This window comes from Peribacillus sp. NPDC101480, from assembly GCF_050277335.1.
Taxonomy (GTDB): domain Bacteria; phylum Bacillota; class Bacilli; order Bacillales; family DSM-1321; genus Peribacillus.
Map to the genome: position 1 here is coordinate 692595 of NZ_JBNNSB010000002.1, position 18368 is coordinate 710962.

12 protein-coding genes are annotated in these 18368 nt (G+C 35.1%); 2 read left to right on the plus strand and 10 right to left on the minus strand.

All coding sequences use genetic code 11. The annotated features are described in order from the left end of the window. Nucleotides 1–205: 205 nt before the first annotated feature. Both ACQKMF_RS10740 and ACQKMF_RS10745 read right to left on the minus strand, forming a co-directional pair. The gene (locus tag ACQKMF_RS10740; protein WP_427573039.1) at nt 206–976 is read right to left on the minus strand and encodes a hypothetical protein; all 771 of its coding nucleotides are present in this window, start codon (nt 974–976) and stop codon (nt 206–208) included. Then, nucleotides 963–3149: an AAA family ATPase gene (locus ACQKMF_RS10745; RefSeq protein ID WP_427573041.1), complete on the minus strand. Its 2187-nt coding sequence runs from the start codon at nt 3147–3149 to the stop codon at nt 963–965. Before ACQKMF_RS10745 ends, ACQKMF_RS10740 begins: the two co-directional genes overlap by 14 nt. 815 nt (nt 3150–3964) lie before the next feature. On the opposite strand from ACQKMF_RS10745, the gene ACQKMF_RS10750 reads away from it, so the two are divergent. After that, the gene (locus tag ACQKMF_RS10750; protein ID WP_427573043.1) at nt 3965–5110 is read left to right on the plus strand and encodes a hypothetical protein; all 1146 of its coding nucleotides are present in this window, start codon (nt 3965–3967) and stop codon (nt 5108–5110) included. Between the two features lie 740 nt (nt 5111–5850). Here ACQKMF_RS10750 and ACQKMF_RS10755 read toward each other — a convergent pair. The 3 genes from ACQKMF_RS10755 to ACQKMF_RS10765 all read right to left on the minus strand — a co-directional run bounded on the left by ACQKMF_RS10755 (nt 5851) and on the right by ACQKMF_RS10765 (nt 10545). Continuing rightward, a complete protein-coding gene (locus tag ACQKMF_RS10755; RefSeq protein WP_427573045.1) occupies nt 5851–7053 on the minus strand; it encodes a helix-turn-helix domain-containing protein in 1203 nt (400 codons plus the stop codon). A gap of 826 nt (nt 7054–7879) precedes the next feature. Further along, the gene (locus tag ACQKMF_RS10760; RefSeq protein ID WP_427573047.1) at nt 7880–9292 is read right to left on the minus strand and encodes a DHA2 family efflux MFS transporter permease subunit; all 1413 of its coding nucleotides are present in this window, start codon (nt 9290–9292) and stop codon (nt 7880–7882) included. Nucleotides 9293–9780: 488 nt separating this feature from the next. After that, nucleotides 9781–10545 (minus strand): hypothetical protein, encoded by a 765-nt coding sequence (locus ACQKMF_RS10765; RefSeq protein WP_063592933.1) that lies wholly within the window; start codon nt 10543–10545, stop codon nt 9781–9783. A gap of 800 nt (nt 10546–11345) precedes the next feature. Between ACQKMF_RS10765 and ACQKMF_RS10770 the strand changes: the two genes are divergently transcribed. Further along, nucleotides 11346–12032, plus strand: coding sequence for an ArsR/SmtB family transcription factor (locus tag ACQKMF_RS10770; protein WP_063592931.1), 687 nt, complete (start codon nt 11346–11348; stop codon nt 12030–12032). 93 nt (nt 12033–12125) lie between these two features. Here the strand turns inward: ACQKMF_RS10770 and ACQKMF_RS10775 are convergent, their stop codons facing one another. The 5 genes from ACQKMF_RS10775 to ACQKMF_RS10795 form a co-directional block, all read right to left on the minus strand. Then, the gene (locus tag ACQKMF_RS10775) at nt 12126–13010 is read right to left on the minus strand and encodes a DMT family transporter (protein WP_427573050.1); all 885 of its coding nucleotides are present in this window, start codon (nt 13008–13010) and stop codon (nt 12126–12128) included. A gap of 213 nt (nt 13011–13223) precedes the next feature. Beyond that, nucleotides 13224–13610, minus strand: coding sequence for an SMU1112c/YaeR family gloxylase I-like metalloprotein (gene gloA2 / locus ACQKMF_RS10780; RefSeq protein WP_063592929.1), 387 nt, complete (start codon nt 13608–13610; stop codon nt 13224–13226). 386 nt (nt 13611–13996) lie between these two features. Further along, nucleotides 13997–15250 (minus strand): MFS transporter, encoded by a 1254-nt coding sequence (locus ACQKMF_RS10785; protein ID WP_402942003.1) that lies wholly within the window; start codon nt 15248–15250, stop codon nt 13997–13999. 174 nt (nt 15251–15424) lie between these two features. Next, nucleotides 15425–17086 (minus strand): amidohydrolase, encoded by a 1662-nt coding sequence (locus tag ACQKMF_RS10790; protein ID WP_427573053.1) that lies wholly within the window; start codon nt 17084–17086, stop codon nt 15425–15427. Between the two features lie 493 nt (nt 17087–17579). After that, a complete protein-coding gene (locus ACQKMF_RS10795; protein WP_076368734.1) occupies nt 17580–18323 on the minus strand; it encodes an SDR family NAD(P)-dependent oxidoreductase in 744 nt (247 codons plus the stop codon). Between the last annotated feature and the right edge of the window lie 45 nt (nt 18324–18368).

Consider the following 18368-nt stretch of genomic DNA (forward strand, 5'->3'; position numbering starts at 1 on the left):
TCTCCACCTCTAAAATTTGATTTAACTGAGATAATTAGGATCATTACACTCTCTTACTAGTAGAATCTTTGTCCTTTGCATACTAAGGCTATTGTTTCTAATTTTTTTATAAAAATGGAGTAATGTAAGTCAATATGATTACTTAATTACACCATTTCTATAAAGCTATTTTATACTGAATACATTTAGATAAAATAACCATGTTTTATAATAAATCATATACCTTTTCATGAAGATACTGTCTTGACAAACCGGCAAACTGAGCTTCATTATCTTTTTTTAACTTAAATGTTTTTATTATCTCCCTTATTCCTTCTTCTGCTAATGAGCTCTTGTTTTTATCATAGCTTTCAATCAGGCCTGCTAAAGCTATTAAAAAAATATTTAATTCATGCATATGCCTTGCTCTTTCCTTCCTCAAATCTTCACGATATAATCCATAATGCTTTATGGAATGTAACCCTATTAAACTAACTCCTTTTATATCTCCATCCTCTTTAAAAATAATATGGTCCTCAGGATGTTCTTCTTCACATGGATTAATAAGAAGAGGTTCCTCTTGGTAGATATTTCCTGCAGGGTCTTTAACTCGTTTTTTAGAATCTTTTAATGGAAAATGATTGCCTTTAAATCCCTGTCCATTACAAATTTCACATGCTAAAAGTAGGTTCTCCCATTTATTGCCAAGCCAAAAGTAACCTGGCGACCCTTTTGGTTCTCCTTGAATATACCCCTTTGGTCTGTAATGCTCTACATGCATGTACTGCACATGCTCAATCTTACTTTCACAGTAAGCACATTTACCAGAAAACATTGTCTTTAGTTCTGTTTTAACTTTTTTATATGTTTCGAAATTGAAATCCTCAGTCTTCCCACTAGTATAATGATATATTGCCCTTTCCGTCTCAAGTGAACCATCTGAAATACCATTTTCTAATAAACAATCTGGTGTAATGGATCTTTTAATGTGAATCATCTGAAGGACCCTGTCCTCCTTCCACCGAAGTAATAATTTCAAGTAATTTTCTCTTTGTTTCATTTTTTAAATTTACAAGACTTTTTATAGGATTAGATTGTGTTTTCGCCATATATTCATCTATAACTTCATACATCATTTGTTCTCTAGGGGTTTTTCCTAAATAATCATTAGTTATAAGCTTCTTCTTAAGAACTTTCAATTGCTCCTCTTCTACACGATTCCTATTAATTAGACCTAATAGCCTATAATATTCTTTAAAACCAGCATTTACGTCAGGATCGAGTGTGTCATTTAATCCAAAAAACTGCGATTTCAATAGGCGGTCAACCTCAAGAAACTCTTGTGGTGGGAGTTCTCTTTCAATGAATACTTCATCCTCGTTATCTTTTTGTAAAACTACAATCTCATCCTGTTCCAATCCACGTAAACATAGAGGGTCATGACTAGTAACAATGAACTGAATGTTAGGAAACGTTTTACGCATTCGTGTAACTATCTGAAGTATCCATTGAGGATGAAGATGCGCATCTAATTCATCGATTAATACAATAGCTTCACCATCATCAGGATTCCAATTTAAATAACGTAATGCCATTATTATATCAACTGCTAAAGCTATCATTGAGCGATAGCCATCACTTAATTCATCGAATGCAACTTTATACTTATTATTATAGTTAAGGATTATCTTATTTGTAAGTTTTTGATCTTTTTCTATAGAAACATCCTTTAATAATAACAATGATTTTAGAACAGGAATAAAGTCTTGAAATTCATTATGTTCTAACTGAAATAATTGCTTACTTGCGTTAACTAAAAAATACAGAGGATTGAACAAGTTATCCACACGTAATACACCGAAATGATCTTTTTTTCGTGATGTTCGTTTTGGTAATAACCTAGTAGAGCCATAACCCAATATTATTACTCTTTGAGCACTGTTATTATCTCCAAAGAAATCCTTTCTATCTTTGCAGAAATTAATAGTAATAGGTTCATAACTCCCGCTTAAGTATACTGAAACAAAACCTTCTTCAGTTCCAGCTTTTAATAGACTAGCAGCATTTTTAACATATCTTTCACGTGATTCCTTGTCCATTAGGGTTAAAGCAATTGCATGTAAAACTGTTGACTTACCTGTACCATTTTCTCCGAGGAGCATTAACCAAGGTGCGGAATATTTATTACTTTTCCCAAGAGTTATAACTATATCCAACTTTTTAATTGTTTTGAAATTACTAATTACTACTCTTTCAATATGTCGCCTTTTACTGAAATACTTTTTACGATCACCTTGTTTTTTTATATCATAATTATCTTTTGCTCTTTCCCAATCACGAAAAGATTTTAGTTCTGTGATATTCTCGCTCATTATAATTTCTGGAAATTTATTGTAAAAAGAATTAAAAAATGGTACTCTTGTAACTAATAATTCCTTTAGTGAAGGAATTGCACGCATCCATAATCTTATAAATTGTCTTTTTAGACCACAAAATTCTTCTTTCTCTTCTAATTTTGACTTTATTTCCAGAATCATCTTCTCTAAAAGTAGTGTATTTTCAATACTATTTTTGTTTAATGTTCTGGAATAACAATCTACTAGCATAGTCCATTTCGCATGTAGCATCCTGTATTCTTTTCTTCTTTGATCAACCAAACTAATTCTATTTAAATTTAGAGTTTCAATTGTTATTAGGGCTCGTTGGTTATCTGAGTAAATGTACCCATCTTCACTATATAACAAATATTTTTCTGAATCATCATAGTATGGGTGAAATAAAGATGGTAATTCATTTGCTAGTTCTTTATATTCAAATGTTCCAGGATCTACCCTCTTTGATAACACTGGAAAACGGTTACTTTTATTTGCGTTACATTCTATACAAACCGGTAGTAAGTTATCCCATTCAAATTTAAGCCACCAATAATGTTCTTTTGAAACCGTCCCGTCAGAATTTCTGGCACCACTCTTTGGGCGATAATTATCAATGTCAGAGCCGAAATCTAATTTAGATTCACAGTATGCACATTTGTAATTAAAACTCTTAAAGATATTTTTTTTTCTTTCAGCCATCACGTTTTTTGGCAATTGAAATGATTTATCCATCATTATATTTTTCCGAATATCTGTTATATCATAATTGGGTTTTTCCATTTTTACCTTAATCAAATCTATACCTCCACACTATTTACTTAAACACTCTGAATGATTTTAAATTAGGAAAAACTATATATGTAGATTTTACCACATCTACAATAATATTGTTTTTGCTTTTTTGAAAAGCTTTGCAGAGAATTACTCTACAACCAAATTAACTTTTATTTTATGGATAATGGTTCATTCATTTTCTTGTAGAGCCTTTTTTATGTGTTCATTATTGAACGCTTAGTGCTAACATCTTGTATGAATACATCTCCCATTCATTATTTATACAAAAACCCTAAGTTGGGAAATGAGTTGGGTCAAGAAAAAACCTAGTGGTTTTCAAAATCAACATATGAAGATTACTTAAATCTCTCCTATAATCATATTGGGTATTCTTTATGTTAAATAGTCATTTAACGACTTTATTTTCATTATCATACAATAAAAATCATTTAGGGTTTCTTCATTAACAGATAAACTAATATTTTTGTTATTTTTATCTACCAATTTAATGTCTACGCAAGATGCACCGCCATTAACTTTTTCCTGATCATTTTGCAACGTAACAAATGCAGATAACAATAGGTTTGGATAAATGTAAAGTATATGCGTTAGGCATTCAACATATATTCCCTAACAAGAGATAGCGGGATTAAAACTAACTGGCTTTCTAACAAAAATATTTTATAATTAACATGTTCATTTGCAATAACAGGGGAATGATTGTAGCCAAAAGCTAATTAGTCTTCACATAACGTTTTTATTTTAGTAATGTTAAAGAACTAAAGAACACGAAACGTGAGATATTCGAATATTATGTTGAAAGGTTGTTGATGTAATTGTTTATTGTCGATAGGTTAGAGAGAGATGCTTGGGCTACCATTAGAGGATACTTTTATCAAGCAAATATATCAATTTTAGATTGGATTAAATTAAAAGATGACCAATCTATAGATTTAGAACATGGAGAAGATTTAGATATAATCACTTTCCCCTCAAAAAAAAGAGAACTAATACAGATTAAACATATTGATGGAAGCATTACTTTAAGAAATAAAGAAGTGTTTGAAGCAATATTAAATTTCATTTACCATTTAAAGGCAAATTCATTCACAATTGAACACCTATCTTTTGTTTTTTGTACAAATGCACATATAGGAACGGAAAGAGGATCCCGGTTTCAGGTAAGTAAACATGATTCTACCAAAGGCTTAGAAGTATGGAAAAATATATATAACAATAAACTTTCACTTTCAAATGAAAAATCAGCAATAAAAGAGATACTTCTTATATTGAAAGAAAAATTGAAGGAGAAGAATGAATGTGAAAGTGAAAAATGGGGACAAGTACATGACTATTTAAAAAACGTTACTGAGGTAGACTTTGGAAAGGTTATAAAAAAATTTTCGTTAAGAATTGATGAAGTTGATTTTGATGAAAGTGGAAAAGCAATTACTAAAACTCTTGAAGACCATGGGTTTGGTAATTGTGAAAATGACTACGAAAAAGTTTATTATCATTTACTTTATTATATTTTAAAGAAGTTATCTATCAAAGGACCCAAGAAACTTAATATGAAAGACTTGCACCAACAAATTTTCACTGCAGCTCAAAGAGATATTGATTCAATTAAGTTTAAACTGACAGAGTTTATAGAATCGCGTCAACAAACTATAATTGACGAAATGGAAACAAAAAAAATACAATATCTTACAAGTGTTTTATCTGAAATAGATACTATAGTTATGGAAGACGATATCGATTCTGCGGAAGACACATTAGTTAGATACATCCTACCCAATGCAGCTAGGTCTGATCAGACATTATATACTGAGGCCAAAAGAATTTTAATAAATATTAATGATAATAAAACTAAGAACCTATCTAGAAAAGAATTTATTACGGAAACAAAAACATTATTTACTGATTATAAGGAGCAAGTTAATTCTACTCTGAATAAACTTTTACATCAAAACAGTTTATAACTATGTAAGATTATTTATCCATGTACTTTCGGTTGTGTCCTATATCCTATATCAAATAACTATATTATACATTTGAAATTACATATTCACTCCTCTTTCATGTGATCGTCAAATAAGTGTAAATTGTAAAAAATTGCTTACAAACTGCATTTCCTATCATGAAAAAAGGTAGGACTCAAAATAAAGTCATTTCTTTAAGAAAAATAGTGAAATTTCCTTACGGTTTTCTTTAAGGAGAAAAGTTATTAGCAACAATTTTTCTTTTTAGGATTTGTATTTTTTATGGTCAATTAGAAACTCCATAGAATTGGTAAATTGTCTTAGCTAAGAATACTAAAAAAGCATCATAGATATAATCTTAAATACACGAAAAAACCACCTTTCTAAAAGGGGAATTCGAATAAACATTACAATAACTAAAAAATAATATTTTACTAGTTAACAAAAGATTAATACTCATTGTCGATGCCTAGAAAAAGCAACCTGGAGCTAACTAAGAGTTACAATCAATACTTTTTTTGAAAAGCTATGCAGAGAATCACTCTACAACCAAATTAACTTTTATTTCATGGATAATGGTTCATTCGTTTTGTTGTAGAGCGTTTTCCATGTGTTCATTTTTAAGCGCTAGTTTTAAAATCTTGTATGAATACATCTCGCTTTCATTATTTACAAAAACCCTAAGTTTCGATAATATATATGTATTTAAATGAAGCAAAAAACTCCTTTCTTCATTAATATCACTTTAGTAGTGATGATAATTTTTGCTCCACCCACTTACTCAAACTGATTCCTTCTTGTTCAGCTAACTCTGTCATACTTTCTAATAGATCAATAGGTAATTCCAAACTAGTTTTTCGATAGGAACTTCGAAAAATCAGGTGACCCTCTTCATTGTAGATGTCTCCTTTTATTAAATATGGCAGAATATCAGCTGCAAAGAAACTCTTTGTCGTTAAGGGTCTTTCTCCTGCTCGGATGAAGAGTAGGATCGTGTGATCCTGTTCCCTCAATCGTATGTTTTCCATTCCCCATGTTTCATATAAATAGTCCACGAAAGGATAAAAGACAACGGCATCCTTCGGAATTTCTAGCTCTACATAGCCTTTATACTCAAAAGTGGATTGATGAATGGAATAGACCGACTTTAACTGATACTCCCTTATTCCTTCTTCAAATGGCAACCATTTTTGAATATTGGGTAAGTAAAAACCCCATTCATTGTCCTTGTTCCGTATAACACGTGCTTCAGCAACCTTGCTTGAATGAAATTTCTGAAATAAGACAATACCGTGACTAGGATAATAATACTCAAATCGTTTTGGGCGTTGGGATTCAGATGGTTTCAGTAATCCGGCGGCTTCCTCATATGCTGTTTCTGATATGACATAGATCGTCCTCTCATCACCATAAGGGACAGCCTCAGCTTTTATTGAACCATCTTGTATATATTTATAAACACTTTGAACAGATAATCCCAATTTCTTTGCAACATCATTGGGACTCATACCAGTAGGGAAAGATTGTTTTTCATAGACTAGTCGATCCACTTCCGCTTTTTCATAACGGGCCTCTTTATGTAATCGATGTGGATCCTGAATTTTTATGATTTTCTTCTGCTTTCCATAATGGTAGACAGTTGCCTTGGAAACTCCTAATAAATCAGCTACTTCTTTTTGTGTATACCATTCCACTTTGTCCCCCTCCCATCCTTCTTGATTATCCGTTCCTGTTATTGGAACATCCCGTTGTTTCCCATTCTTCAATTCCTCATGATACAAGACTGCTTCCGCTTGGCCAAATTTTACCCGATATTGGAGACGTGTCTGTTCGATCACTTCCAAAATCTCGCCTTCTTTTTTTTCAAATTGTTTAAAGTAGTAAAAACTCTCTGGGTCTTCTTCTTCCGTACATGTTTGGAGAACATAAACCGTTTCCCCCATTTCATCAGATGCAGTCTGCGTGTTTTTTTAATGGTTTAGTTTATTCATCATTTGTCTCTTCACCTTTTATCTTTTATTGTTATATGTCTTTCTATTTCATGACTAACTATTTATTTCCTATATCTATCAAAATATATAATGTTGTCTTAAATAAGTATTTATAAATTTCTCTTATACAATCATTAAGATTTAACATTTGAATTATAAAATATTGTTATAATTTTCAGAATCTAATTTCATACTAATTATATCTCATATAAATAAATGTAGGATTTATTTAGGTCTTCATACCTTTAGGGATGCTTTTGCCATCATTTCTCACTTAAATGGAGTGGAAGTCTATCAGATTATGAAGAGTCTGGGCCATGAGCAGCTTTCCACTTCAGAGATATATTTGGAGAAAGTTTTTGAAAAAGAACGCCATGCGCTTCATTTGTGGTTTGGGGAGTAGTATATAATAGAAGAAAATCTTCATATTCAGAGGGGTTTTTGTGATTTTTGGCGCGCTCTTAAAAGATCCAGTTTCGAAAATGGTTAAAAGATTAAGGATTTGAAAAATAGTCCAGATTTAATAAAAGATAATTCCACACCTACATCTAATTCATGTATGTTTACTTTTTTTATAAAGAAAGAAAAAAATAAAAGAGGGAGAACAAATCATCTGAATGACTTGTTCTCCCTCTTTTTTAGAATCCCTTAGGTAGGCATGACGAAGGAATGATAGGGCCTGGGAGGGAAAGCCACCAGGGGCGGCGTTGGAAAATGTTCATAACAAGTTAAAAAATGGAGTTCTAATATTTAGTTTAAAAAACTCATATTCAAATATTTAATTCTTCTCCCCGAACTCTTTTCCTGCTGATTTTTTATCCTTTATTTTAAAAGAAATGAGGAAGCTAATTAATGAAAGTACAGCGATGACAATAAATGAGATTTGCGCGCCATACATATCAGGATGTACTATCTCGGGACGCTGCTGAGCATTTTCGGTAGCTGATGTCATCACAGTAACAAGTATTGCAGTACCTACAGATGCGGCAATCATTTTCATCGTATTATCCATTGCTGCACCATGGGCGATTAACCGTTTAGGCAGCTGGTTTAAGGCGGCCGTTGAAACAGGCATCATAACCATGGCTAATCCGAACATCCGAATACTGTACATTACCATAATAAATGTAAAACTTGTCGAAGGACCAACATCCATAAAAGTAAAGGAGGAAGCGGTTATGAGGAGTAATCCGCCAATAACCAGCCACCTGGCCCCAATCCGGTCAAAAATACGTCCAATGAACGGTGACATTATTCCGGTAATAAGTGCTCCAGGAAGTATGGCTAATCCAGCTTCAAACGCAGTAAATCCTCGCATGTTTTGCATAAATAGCGGGATGAGCGTTTCGGCACCAATCAGACCCATAAAGGTAATGGCTCCTATAATAATAGCAATCGGGAATAATGAATACGTGAACACACGGAACTCCAGCATTGGATGTTTCAGTCGCAATTGCCTTTTGATAAACCAAACAAGTGAAATTGTTCCAATTCCTAGGGATATGATGGTACTCTCGTCTGACCAGCCATAATTACCAGCCGCTGTAAATCCATACAATAATCCACCGAAACCTACAGAAGATAAAACAATCGAAAGCACATCCACTTTTGGCCGTGTAACTTCTGTTACATTTTTTAAAGCGAAGAACGCAACTATGATATCAATAATAGCAATTGGAAGAATGATAAAGAATAACACCCTCCATGAGTAGGTCTCCGTAACCCAGCCCGACAAAGCGGGACCAATAGCCGGCGCGAAGGAAATGACCAGCCCGACCAGTCCCATGGCTGCACCCCGTTTATGAACAGGGAAAATCATTAGGAAGACTGTTTGCATTAACGGGAGCATAATTCCGGCTCCGCTCGACTGGATCATCCTTCCTAGCAGCAGCATACCAAAATTTGGAGCTAGCCCCGCTACCAACGTACCAATAGCAAAAATCCCCATCGCGGAAAGGAAAAGCTGTCTGGTGGTAAAGCGCTCCAGTAAAAACGCGCTAACAGGGATCATGATCCCATTAACCAGCATAAAAACGGTTGTTAGCCACTGTGCACTATTTGCCGTAACATTCATCTCCTCCATTACAGGAGGAATGGCGGTAATCATTAATGTTTGATTCAAGATCGCAATGAATGTACCCGCAAGCAAAAGAGCAACAATTGTTGTCTGTTTACGATTTGTTGAACTCAATTATGGTCCCCCTTTACGATTTGGAAAAAAACATACTTTTGTAGATTACACGAATTCACATCAGATTTCCAGTAATTTGCTGTTAAAAATAAAAGCCATAAGGTCGGCATTAAATACTTACTTTCCCTACAAATAATATAGAAGAAAGTCGTCATATTCAGAGTGGTTTTGCTGAATTTTGTACTCTATTGAACGGCGCTCTCTTTTTTTAATAATTACTATAACAAGAATTATGATAAACACATTTACATTCACTAGTATTGGTTTGAACTGTGTGGTTTATAAATATTCCAGATTCAGAAGATAATTAGGTCTTTACCACGGGTAGGTTTTATAAATATAAATATGGAGCTACGTAGCAAAATCATGCTGGGCTTTTGAATATCAAGTGATAACCCTATAATTTCCGGTTAATTTTACTCTTCTATTTAATTCTTTAAAGAGCTCAATATTTTCTTTATCCCTCCTGCAAATAAAAAGCACCCAATTTAATGGATGCTTAGATTTCCTTTCTTTCGTAATCTTATTTCAAATTTATCACTGAAAAATTCATTTGCATTAAAAATAGTACTAATGTCTGAAATATCACCTATGTTCACAATTAAGGCTTCATCAACTTCTTGATCTGTGAGAACTATGCGATATTCATATTGATTTTCAAAGTATTTATCTTTCCAAAAATAAATATCAGTCCCTTGATTTTTATAAGAGCTCATCCTAGCTGAGGAATTGATGTTATAATCATCATATTTTACCAAACCCCCTCTGTAAGCATAACCTTTTTCATTGAGTGTTCTAGTAATTCTGTCAATAAATTGCGATGGGGTAACAAAAATTAAGCTATCTCCGAACTCCCTGATCATTTTATCGATTTGTTCATTAGGTAAATCAAATTTGGTATAGTAATATTTTTCATCCTCCTTAACCACTTTTAACATATCGCCGACAATTGCAAACATACAATATAATGGTCTTTTTTTATTTATATTTTTTCTGAAATTCATTTTTTTAGTCCGCCCCGACATTATTAATTCATTGGTATCTTGAGTAAAGAAATTCATTGTTAATTCCGTAAAAACATGAGCTGCTTCAAATTTGTCTCCTACACCTTTTTCACCTGAAGCACTTTCTATATCAATATACTTTTTGAAATTATTCATATATAAATCTCCAGACAAAAAACTTTCCACAAAAGGAGTGAACTTTATAAATCCAAAAACTTGACCTTTAAATCCAACGTCTGATATTTTCATACTCTTCATTCCCTCCTATTTGACTACTAAATTCGACAAAAGGGACTATTAAGGAACGTTTACTGTTAGTGAACATGTAAGAATGTATGCCTAGTTTACAAAGAATATACTTCATTAAAAAACGCTTATCCAAAGGATAAACAGTCTTTCTTCTATACATATACAGTCTTCTTTTTAACCTCTCCTGATTTCATAATTTCTCCCCAATAAAAAAAGCACCCAATTTAACGGATGCCCCCAATTTATCTCGTTCATTTCATCAATAAAATCCTTGTAGAAACGACTCAAAATGTAATGTCCTTGACACCTGGGCTTTACCCTTTCCCATTTCATTCTTATTTCTAGTTAGCCTATAAACACTTCTCCTGCTTCCAAATTAAAACCACAGTTGACCGTTTAAAAAAGTTATGTTAAAAAACGTTCACTAAAAGCAAAGAACATTAATTTCCTTCGAGTGAGGATTAACTAGCATCTAAATAATTTATAGATGAATTTTATGATTTTGGGCAGTCTTCACATGTTGGTGAAGTTATCCTTGTTTCATATGCATTGCTTTAATGCCACGTTATCATTTCTGCATATATGCTCCGAAAAAATACGAAATAAACACTATCCACTTTTATTGTAGGGTTCTTTTTCAAATTTAATTAAAGCAGGAATCGTGAATTACCGAATTTCATTAAGGCAGTGTACTGTATAATAGAAAAATAAGTTTACATGTTTTAATTGCTAATTACATAGCATTCAGCTTATTTAAACTAAAATTTAGCTACATATCGTTAGAAAGGTTGGTAATTATTGTGAGTATAAATCCAAATATGGTGGAGATAGCCTCCCTCCTAGGAGAAACGTCACGTGCAACAATACTTGCAAGTTTACTGGATGGGCGTTTTCATACTGCAGGTGAATTAGCATTGATGGCTGTAATAACACCTCAAACCGCCAGCTTTCACCTTTCTAAATTAGTGGAAGGTAACCTTGTTAAAGTTGAAAAACACGGACGACATCGTTACTATCAGCTAGCAAATGGAGAAATTGCGCATATTTTAGAATCGTTTCTTGCCATTTCCCCACCTCCTCAAGTTCGGTCGTTAAAACAATCAAGCCAAGTTAAAATGCTTCAGGAAGCCAGAACTTGCTATGATCACTTGGCAGGAAAACTGGGAGTCCAATTAACTGAATCGATGTTGAAGGCCGGATATTTGAAAAAAGAAGAGAGAGAGTTTACAGTTACACCCAAAGGAAATCACTTTTTTTCTGAATTCGGCATCGATTTACTTGTTTTAAGAAGAAAACGCCGTTCATTTTCCCACTCATGTTTAGATTGGAGTGAACGTCACCATCATCTTGGCGGAGCTTTAGGGAATGGGCTCCTTACACATTTATTTGATTTAGGCTGGATAGTCCGTGTTCCATCTATTCGCGCAGTAAAAGTAACACCTAAAGGGAAAGAAGGATTTAAAGAAGTTTTTTGTATAGAGGTATAATTTAATAATCCTTCATGATGAAAAAGAAAAAGGCTCTTTTCTTTTTCATCATGAAGGATTTTCTGTCTTTAGCGGCTTAAATCCATGCGATTACTATAAAGCTCTTTTAACTAATTTATTTTCCTTTTGGAAATTGCTATTTACAAGATAGATGCCAATGATGATAAACAGTCCGCCAATTAAGAGTGAAGTGTATATCGGTTCACCTAATAGTGCCCACCCTGATAAAACACCGAAGAAAGGTGCCAAAAATAAAAAGGCACTTGTTTTACCTGGATCACTCTTTTGTAAAAGGTAATACCAAACAGCAAATTGCACGATCGATGACATGATACTTAACCATAATAAAATGAACAACGAATTGCCATTCAGTATGAAAAATGGTTTTTCAAGAATAAAGCTGCTAAGTAAAAGCAGTAAACCGCCAAAAAGCATCTGATAGGCAGATAATACCCATGTATCGGAAATCGCTCCCCATTTTTTCGCCAATAATGTGGAAATCGCCCAGAAAACAGAAGAAAGAATGCCGAAAAGAATACCAACCTTAAATTCAAGTTGCGCTCCCATCGTTATAATTACTCCGACTAATCCTAATAAAACACCAATCCATTGATATAGTTTATAGCGTGTTTGTGAAAAGATCGTACCGAAAACAACAACAAGCAACGGGTTCGTGAATGTAAGAATGGAGGATTCACTTGCTGTAATCGTGCGTAAACTCAGGAAAATGCACCCCATTACTCCGGCTGTTTGAAAAGTTCCGATAATGAGCATTTTTATCCAATCCCCTTTAGAGTTTGGATGCGGTCTTTTTAAAAAGATTACGATCATCGCCATTATGAGTCCGGCAAGTGTGAAGCGTAATGCTGCTAATAATAATGGAGATGAATAAGGTAGACCAATTTTAACTACTGCAAAAGAAGAACCCATCAAAAATGTCGTTAAAAGTATCAACACTGTAAATTTGTAAACATTCATTTTTTTATCTCCTGACATATTTAAATGACCGATCTACAGATAGTATAGCCGGTGATTATTTCAGCTCTCATCGAAATATGGAATACAAGTGGATCAAACTTAATGGTATCGACATATCATAGGGAATCTTCATGGTTTAATTGATATAAGTAACCTCTTTAAATCATCGTATTCATCTTTGAAATCAACTTAAAAAATAGAGGTAACCTCATCCTACTTTTCATATATTTCTAGAGGCAAATCATCCGGATCACAAAAAAAAGTAAACCTTTTTCCTGTTAACTCATCAACACGGATAGGTTCGACTGGAATGTTTTCGTTTTCTAAATCTTCAATCGCTTGATTAATATCTTCCACTTCAAAAGCAAGATGTCTAAGCCCTCTAGCTTCAGGATAACTAGGACGATGGGGGCTATCAGGAAATGAGAATAATTCCAGCTGATATTCCCCTCCGACGATAAGATCCAATTTATACGATTTCCTTTCTGACCGATATGTTTCCTTCTCGATATCACACCCTAAAATATTTACATAGAAGTTCTTTGACTTTTCATAATCGGAACAAATTATTGCTACATGATGTATTTTTTTTACCTTCATTTGTGTCCTCCCTAAGAACATTGATTATTTTTATAAACTAATTTTACCAAAGTTATACATTAATAAAAACTTAGATTTCAGTGCCTCCTTCGGACTCCACTAGTACATCCATTTTCCTTTCACCGGATATAGGTCTTAACACTACTCCAAATAGATTAATTGCAGCACATGGAAAAATTGTATATTTTAATCATGAAAAATACCCTGGCCTTACTGTATGAATATATTGATAATATCGTATAAAAAATAAAAAGCCCTGTTAACTGAATTCAGTAACATCAGGCTTTTCAAGATAGTAGCTGGCAGACTTATTTCACTCTCTATATACCATTTCGAACAAACTTTTATAAATTCTAACGCCCACTTTTGCCTTCATTTATAGCAATCTATTTTACAGCTGGAATTGTTTGTGGATTTTCTGATATGGAATTTTCCTTACCCGATTTCAAGGTCATAAAAGCGATAAAACAAACGACTCCGAATGAAACCAATAACCAAACAGCTCCATTAAACGATCCATCGAAAGCGTCTATGACAAAACCGATCGTTAAAGGAGCGATGAAGCCAGCCACTTGCATCCCTAAATTGACCACTCCCACTGCAGAACCTCCGATTGCTTCCGGTAAATACTTTAGCGGCAGACTAAAAATGATAGTGGATAAGGCTGCGGAAAATATAGGTATAATGGATTGATAGATGATAACTCCCGTTACCGTTTCTGCATGAAACATGAGATACACGAATAATGCTAGACCTAATCCACTAAAGCCCCCTATCCATTTTTCCCGACCAACTTTCACTTTATCCAGTACATAACCGGCGATAATATAGAAAGCCACCGATGCTATTGCAGGGATCATCTGTAAAAGACCCATGGAAATTAAATTCAGGCCACGTTCCTGCACCAAGTAAGTCGGCATCCATGACATCACTCCCCAGCTGATGAAACCATATGCAAACGAGGCAGCCATCAAACTAAGGACCAAGGGGGTTTTAAACAGCTTAATAAAAGAACCTTTGACAGGAACTTCCGTTAAGGAATCTACTTCTCGCGGGCCCTGACTCCCTACTCTTGGTTTTAAAAAGAACAAATATAGCAACCCAATCGTAAACCCGAAAATCCCAATAATGCCAAACATCATCCTCCATCCGATACTAACAAGCAGAGTGGCTGCTAGAATGGGTGAAATGACACCTGCAACAGTGAGTGCGGAAAGAAACAAAGACATTGCCCGGGATCGCTTTTCTTCCGCAATGGACACTGCTATCATTTTGGCCCCAGCAGGAAAGAAACTTCCTTCCCCCAATCCGAACATAAAACGAATGACCAGCAACGAAACAAAAGACCATGCCAATCCTGTCAGACTGGTAAAAATGGTAAAACTAAAGACAGAGACAATCAGAACGATTCTAGCGCCGAAACGATCGGCCATCCAGCCGCCGGGGATCTGCATTATCGCATATCCTAAAAAGAAGACGCTTAATATCAGACCTGTGGAGGATGCGCTCAATTGGAGGTCATCGGATATATGGACAATCCCATAATTAATGACAAAGCGATCCAGTGCCGAGAACAAATTACCTGCAAAAAGTAATAACAAAATCATTTTTGGATTTTGACCGAATGCTAATTTGTTCACTAGCATAGCCCCCTAGTTTAGCTTTAATTTTCATCGCGATTCTTTAAACTCTAAGGAAACAAGATCATGGAGTATCTAATGTCGAGGATGCGGGTTCAAAGATAATCGGTTCTCTTAAGTCAAACATATAGGATTTCCTTTTTTGATTATACGCAGTAAATTTCCGGTAAGAAATTAAGTAGTCTTTACCTTTTCTTGTCCATATACTGGGTTTCCATCTATGAAGGTGGCCAGAATTGCTATGTCCTTAATTTCTTCTGGATGAACAGCTGTAGGGTCAGTCTCGAGAATGGTAAAGTCTGCTTGTTTTCCAATTTCTATGCTGCCTGATCGTGACTCATCAAAATTTAGTTTTGCGCCAAAAATAGTCATCGACTTTAAAGCTGTTTCTACATCAATACGCTGTTCCGGGCCTAAAACATGACCTTCTCTCGTTATTCTATTAACTGCAGCCCATACTGAAAATAGGGGTGAGATTGGGGTAATTGGACAATCGGAATGCAGGGTGAACAATAAATTGTGTGCAACAGCTTCAGCTAACGGACTTATACGCCTTCCACGCTCCGGACCCAGGAAAATTTGTTTATGCCTGTCTCCCCAATAATATACATGATTGATGAAGAAGGATCCGGCTACATCAAGTTCCCTCATCTTCATGATGTCCTCGGTGGTCGCGGTTTGGACATGTTCGATTCTATGGCGATGCCCTGTACGAGGGCTATTGGATAAAGCAAATTCATATGCCGCTAATATCGAGCCGATCGCACGATCCCCGTTTCCATGCGTTGTGATCCTAAATCCTCGTCTGTGCAGGTCTAAGACTTCTTCATTAAATGCTTCCTGCTGATGAATAAGATCTCCGTATACATCTTGATTTTGATAATATGGAAGACGTAAAGCTCCTGTTAATCCTTGTATGGAGCCGTCCTGAAACATTTTTGCGCTATCTAATTTAACCCGTCCCCCAGACCTTTCCCTGAGTTCCAGATCCAGTTGAGCTGGAGAATAACCCCCGAATGGCGCTCCTTCACGAAGCTGCTGATGCATGATCATCAATCTCGTTCGCATCGGATTAATTTTTTGTTCAGCCGCTTTAAGATGAGCCTCTAAATCTTCCAAATTATTAAATCCAACTGCAGCATCTGTATTCGTGGTAATTCCTTGAGCGACATAATCTTTTGAAGCCTTTCCTATCATGTCAACCTGTTGCCCAATTGTCATTTGCGGTATGTGATTATTTATTGGTGCCATTGCCGCTGGTTCATAAATTACCCCATTAAGTCTTCCGTTCTCATCCCGTCCATAATGTCCGCCCTGGGGATCAGAAACATCATCAGTTAAACCTGCGAATTGCAAGGCAAGCGAATTTACTGCGGATAAGTGCCCTGAAGTGTGTGTGATGACTACAGGATTATTTGGCGAAACCTTATCTAAATCACTCCGTGTAACATGGCGCTTTTCATACAAAAGCGTATCATCATAGCCATATCCCTTTACCCATTCGCCATCGGGAGTGTCTTTTGCTTTTGCACCAATCACCTCTAAAATATCTTTTAGGGATTGATTGGGCGGTGTACCGCAGTTCACCTGTCCCATCGTTAATCCATACATTAAAATATGGTTATGAGTATCGATAAAGCCTGGAATTAGGGTGGAGCCCTTTAAATCTACAATATCAGTACTTGCTGTAATCTCCACTGCACTTTTAGGTGGCTCACACTCATCCCAAATCCCGACAATTTTCCCATCTGCTACAGCAATTGACCTAGCCCGGCGATTCCTGTTATCTAGAGTCAGCACATTTGCATTTTTAAATAAAAGATCGATTTTTATCATAAAATAAAGTCCCTCCCTTTTTTTGGTTTTAAATCCACTTCATTTCGTCATAGTACTAACTTGGCAAACTGACAGATGGAAATACTGAATAGATAGGGCAAATACTTACAAGTCAATCAGGAGTAAAATGACACATCCTTTCTTTAATGAAACAATAGATTTACCCCATTTTACTAGTGGTGTTAACATCACGTCGTCCGAACCAGTATAAAAGGCATAGTTACATTAAAACATTTAAATTTATAATTTTCAATATTTTCTAAAAATAACAATAAATATAAATTGATAGATTATTATGTAACTAAAAGGTAGGGTTTCGGAATGTATCACTATATCTACATTTTAAATCCTTATACATTTATATGTAAAAAAAAAAGCCCTCCAGTATGATTTGGGTGTATGAACACCACTCATCTTACAGAAGAAGCTCTATTGATTGGCACCTCAAACCTAATTTGACTGATTGAGAGACCGAGCGAATAATCCTTAAAATTTATACTGCGGTATATCCGCCGTCCACAATAAGACTTGTACCTGTAACAAATGATGCATCGTCACTTGCGAGGAAGAGAACGGCTTTCGCCACTTCTTCCGCCCTGCCTAAACGGCCGATTGGATGTAAATCGATCAAACCTTGTCTTATTTCACCTTGTGCTTCGGCAATAAGTGGTGTATCTATATATCCAGGGCAAACTGCATTGACACGAATGCCATCTTTCGCATAAGTCGAACCTAACGTTTGTGTTAACAGTTTGACCCCGCCTTTCGCAGCAGAATAGGCTGTTACCCCCGGTTTCCCTGCATGGCTATGGATGGAGCCTGTATTGACAATGGCGCCGCCAGTAGATTGTTTTTGCATTTGCTCTATCGCATATTTATCGGATAGGAAGACACCGGATAAATTAATATCAATCGTTTTTTGCCATTGCTCGTAGCTTAACTCATGAATGTTTCCGTCTCTTGCAATTCCTGCGTTTGCGAACATGATATCCAGTTTTCCATATTTGTTAACCGTCTCTTCGATCATATTCTTTACGTCATTTTCATTCGTCACGTCAGTTTTAACAAAAAGAGTATCATACCCTTTTCCATTTAACTCTTCTGACACAGCCTGTCCATGATCAGCAAAATCGGCAATGACCACCTTTGCTCCTTCTTCTGCAAATAATTGAGCCGTGCTTGCTCCAATCCCGCTTGCTCCCCCTGTTACGATTGCCACTTTATTTTCTAATCTCATCTCTAAACACTCCTTGGTTTTTAGTTTTTAATATCCGTTAGAAAT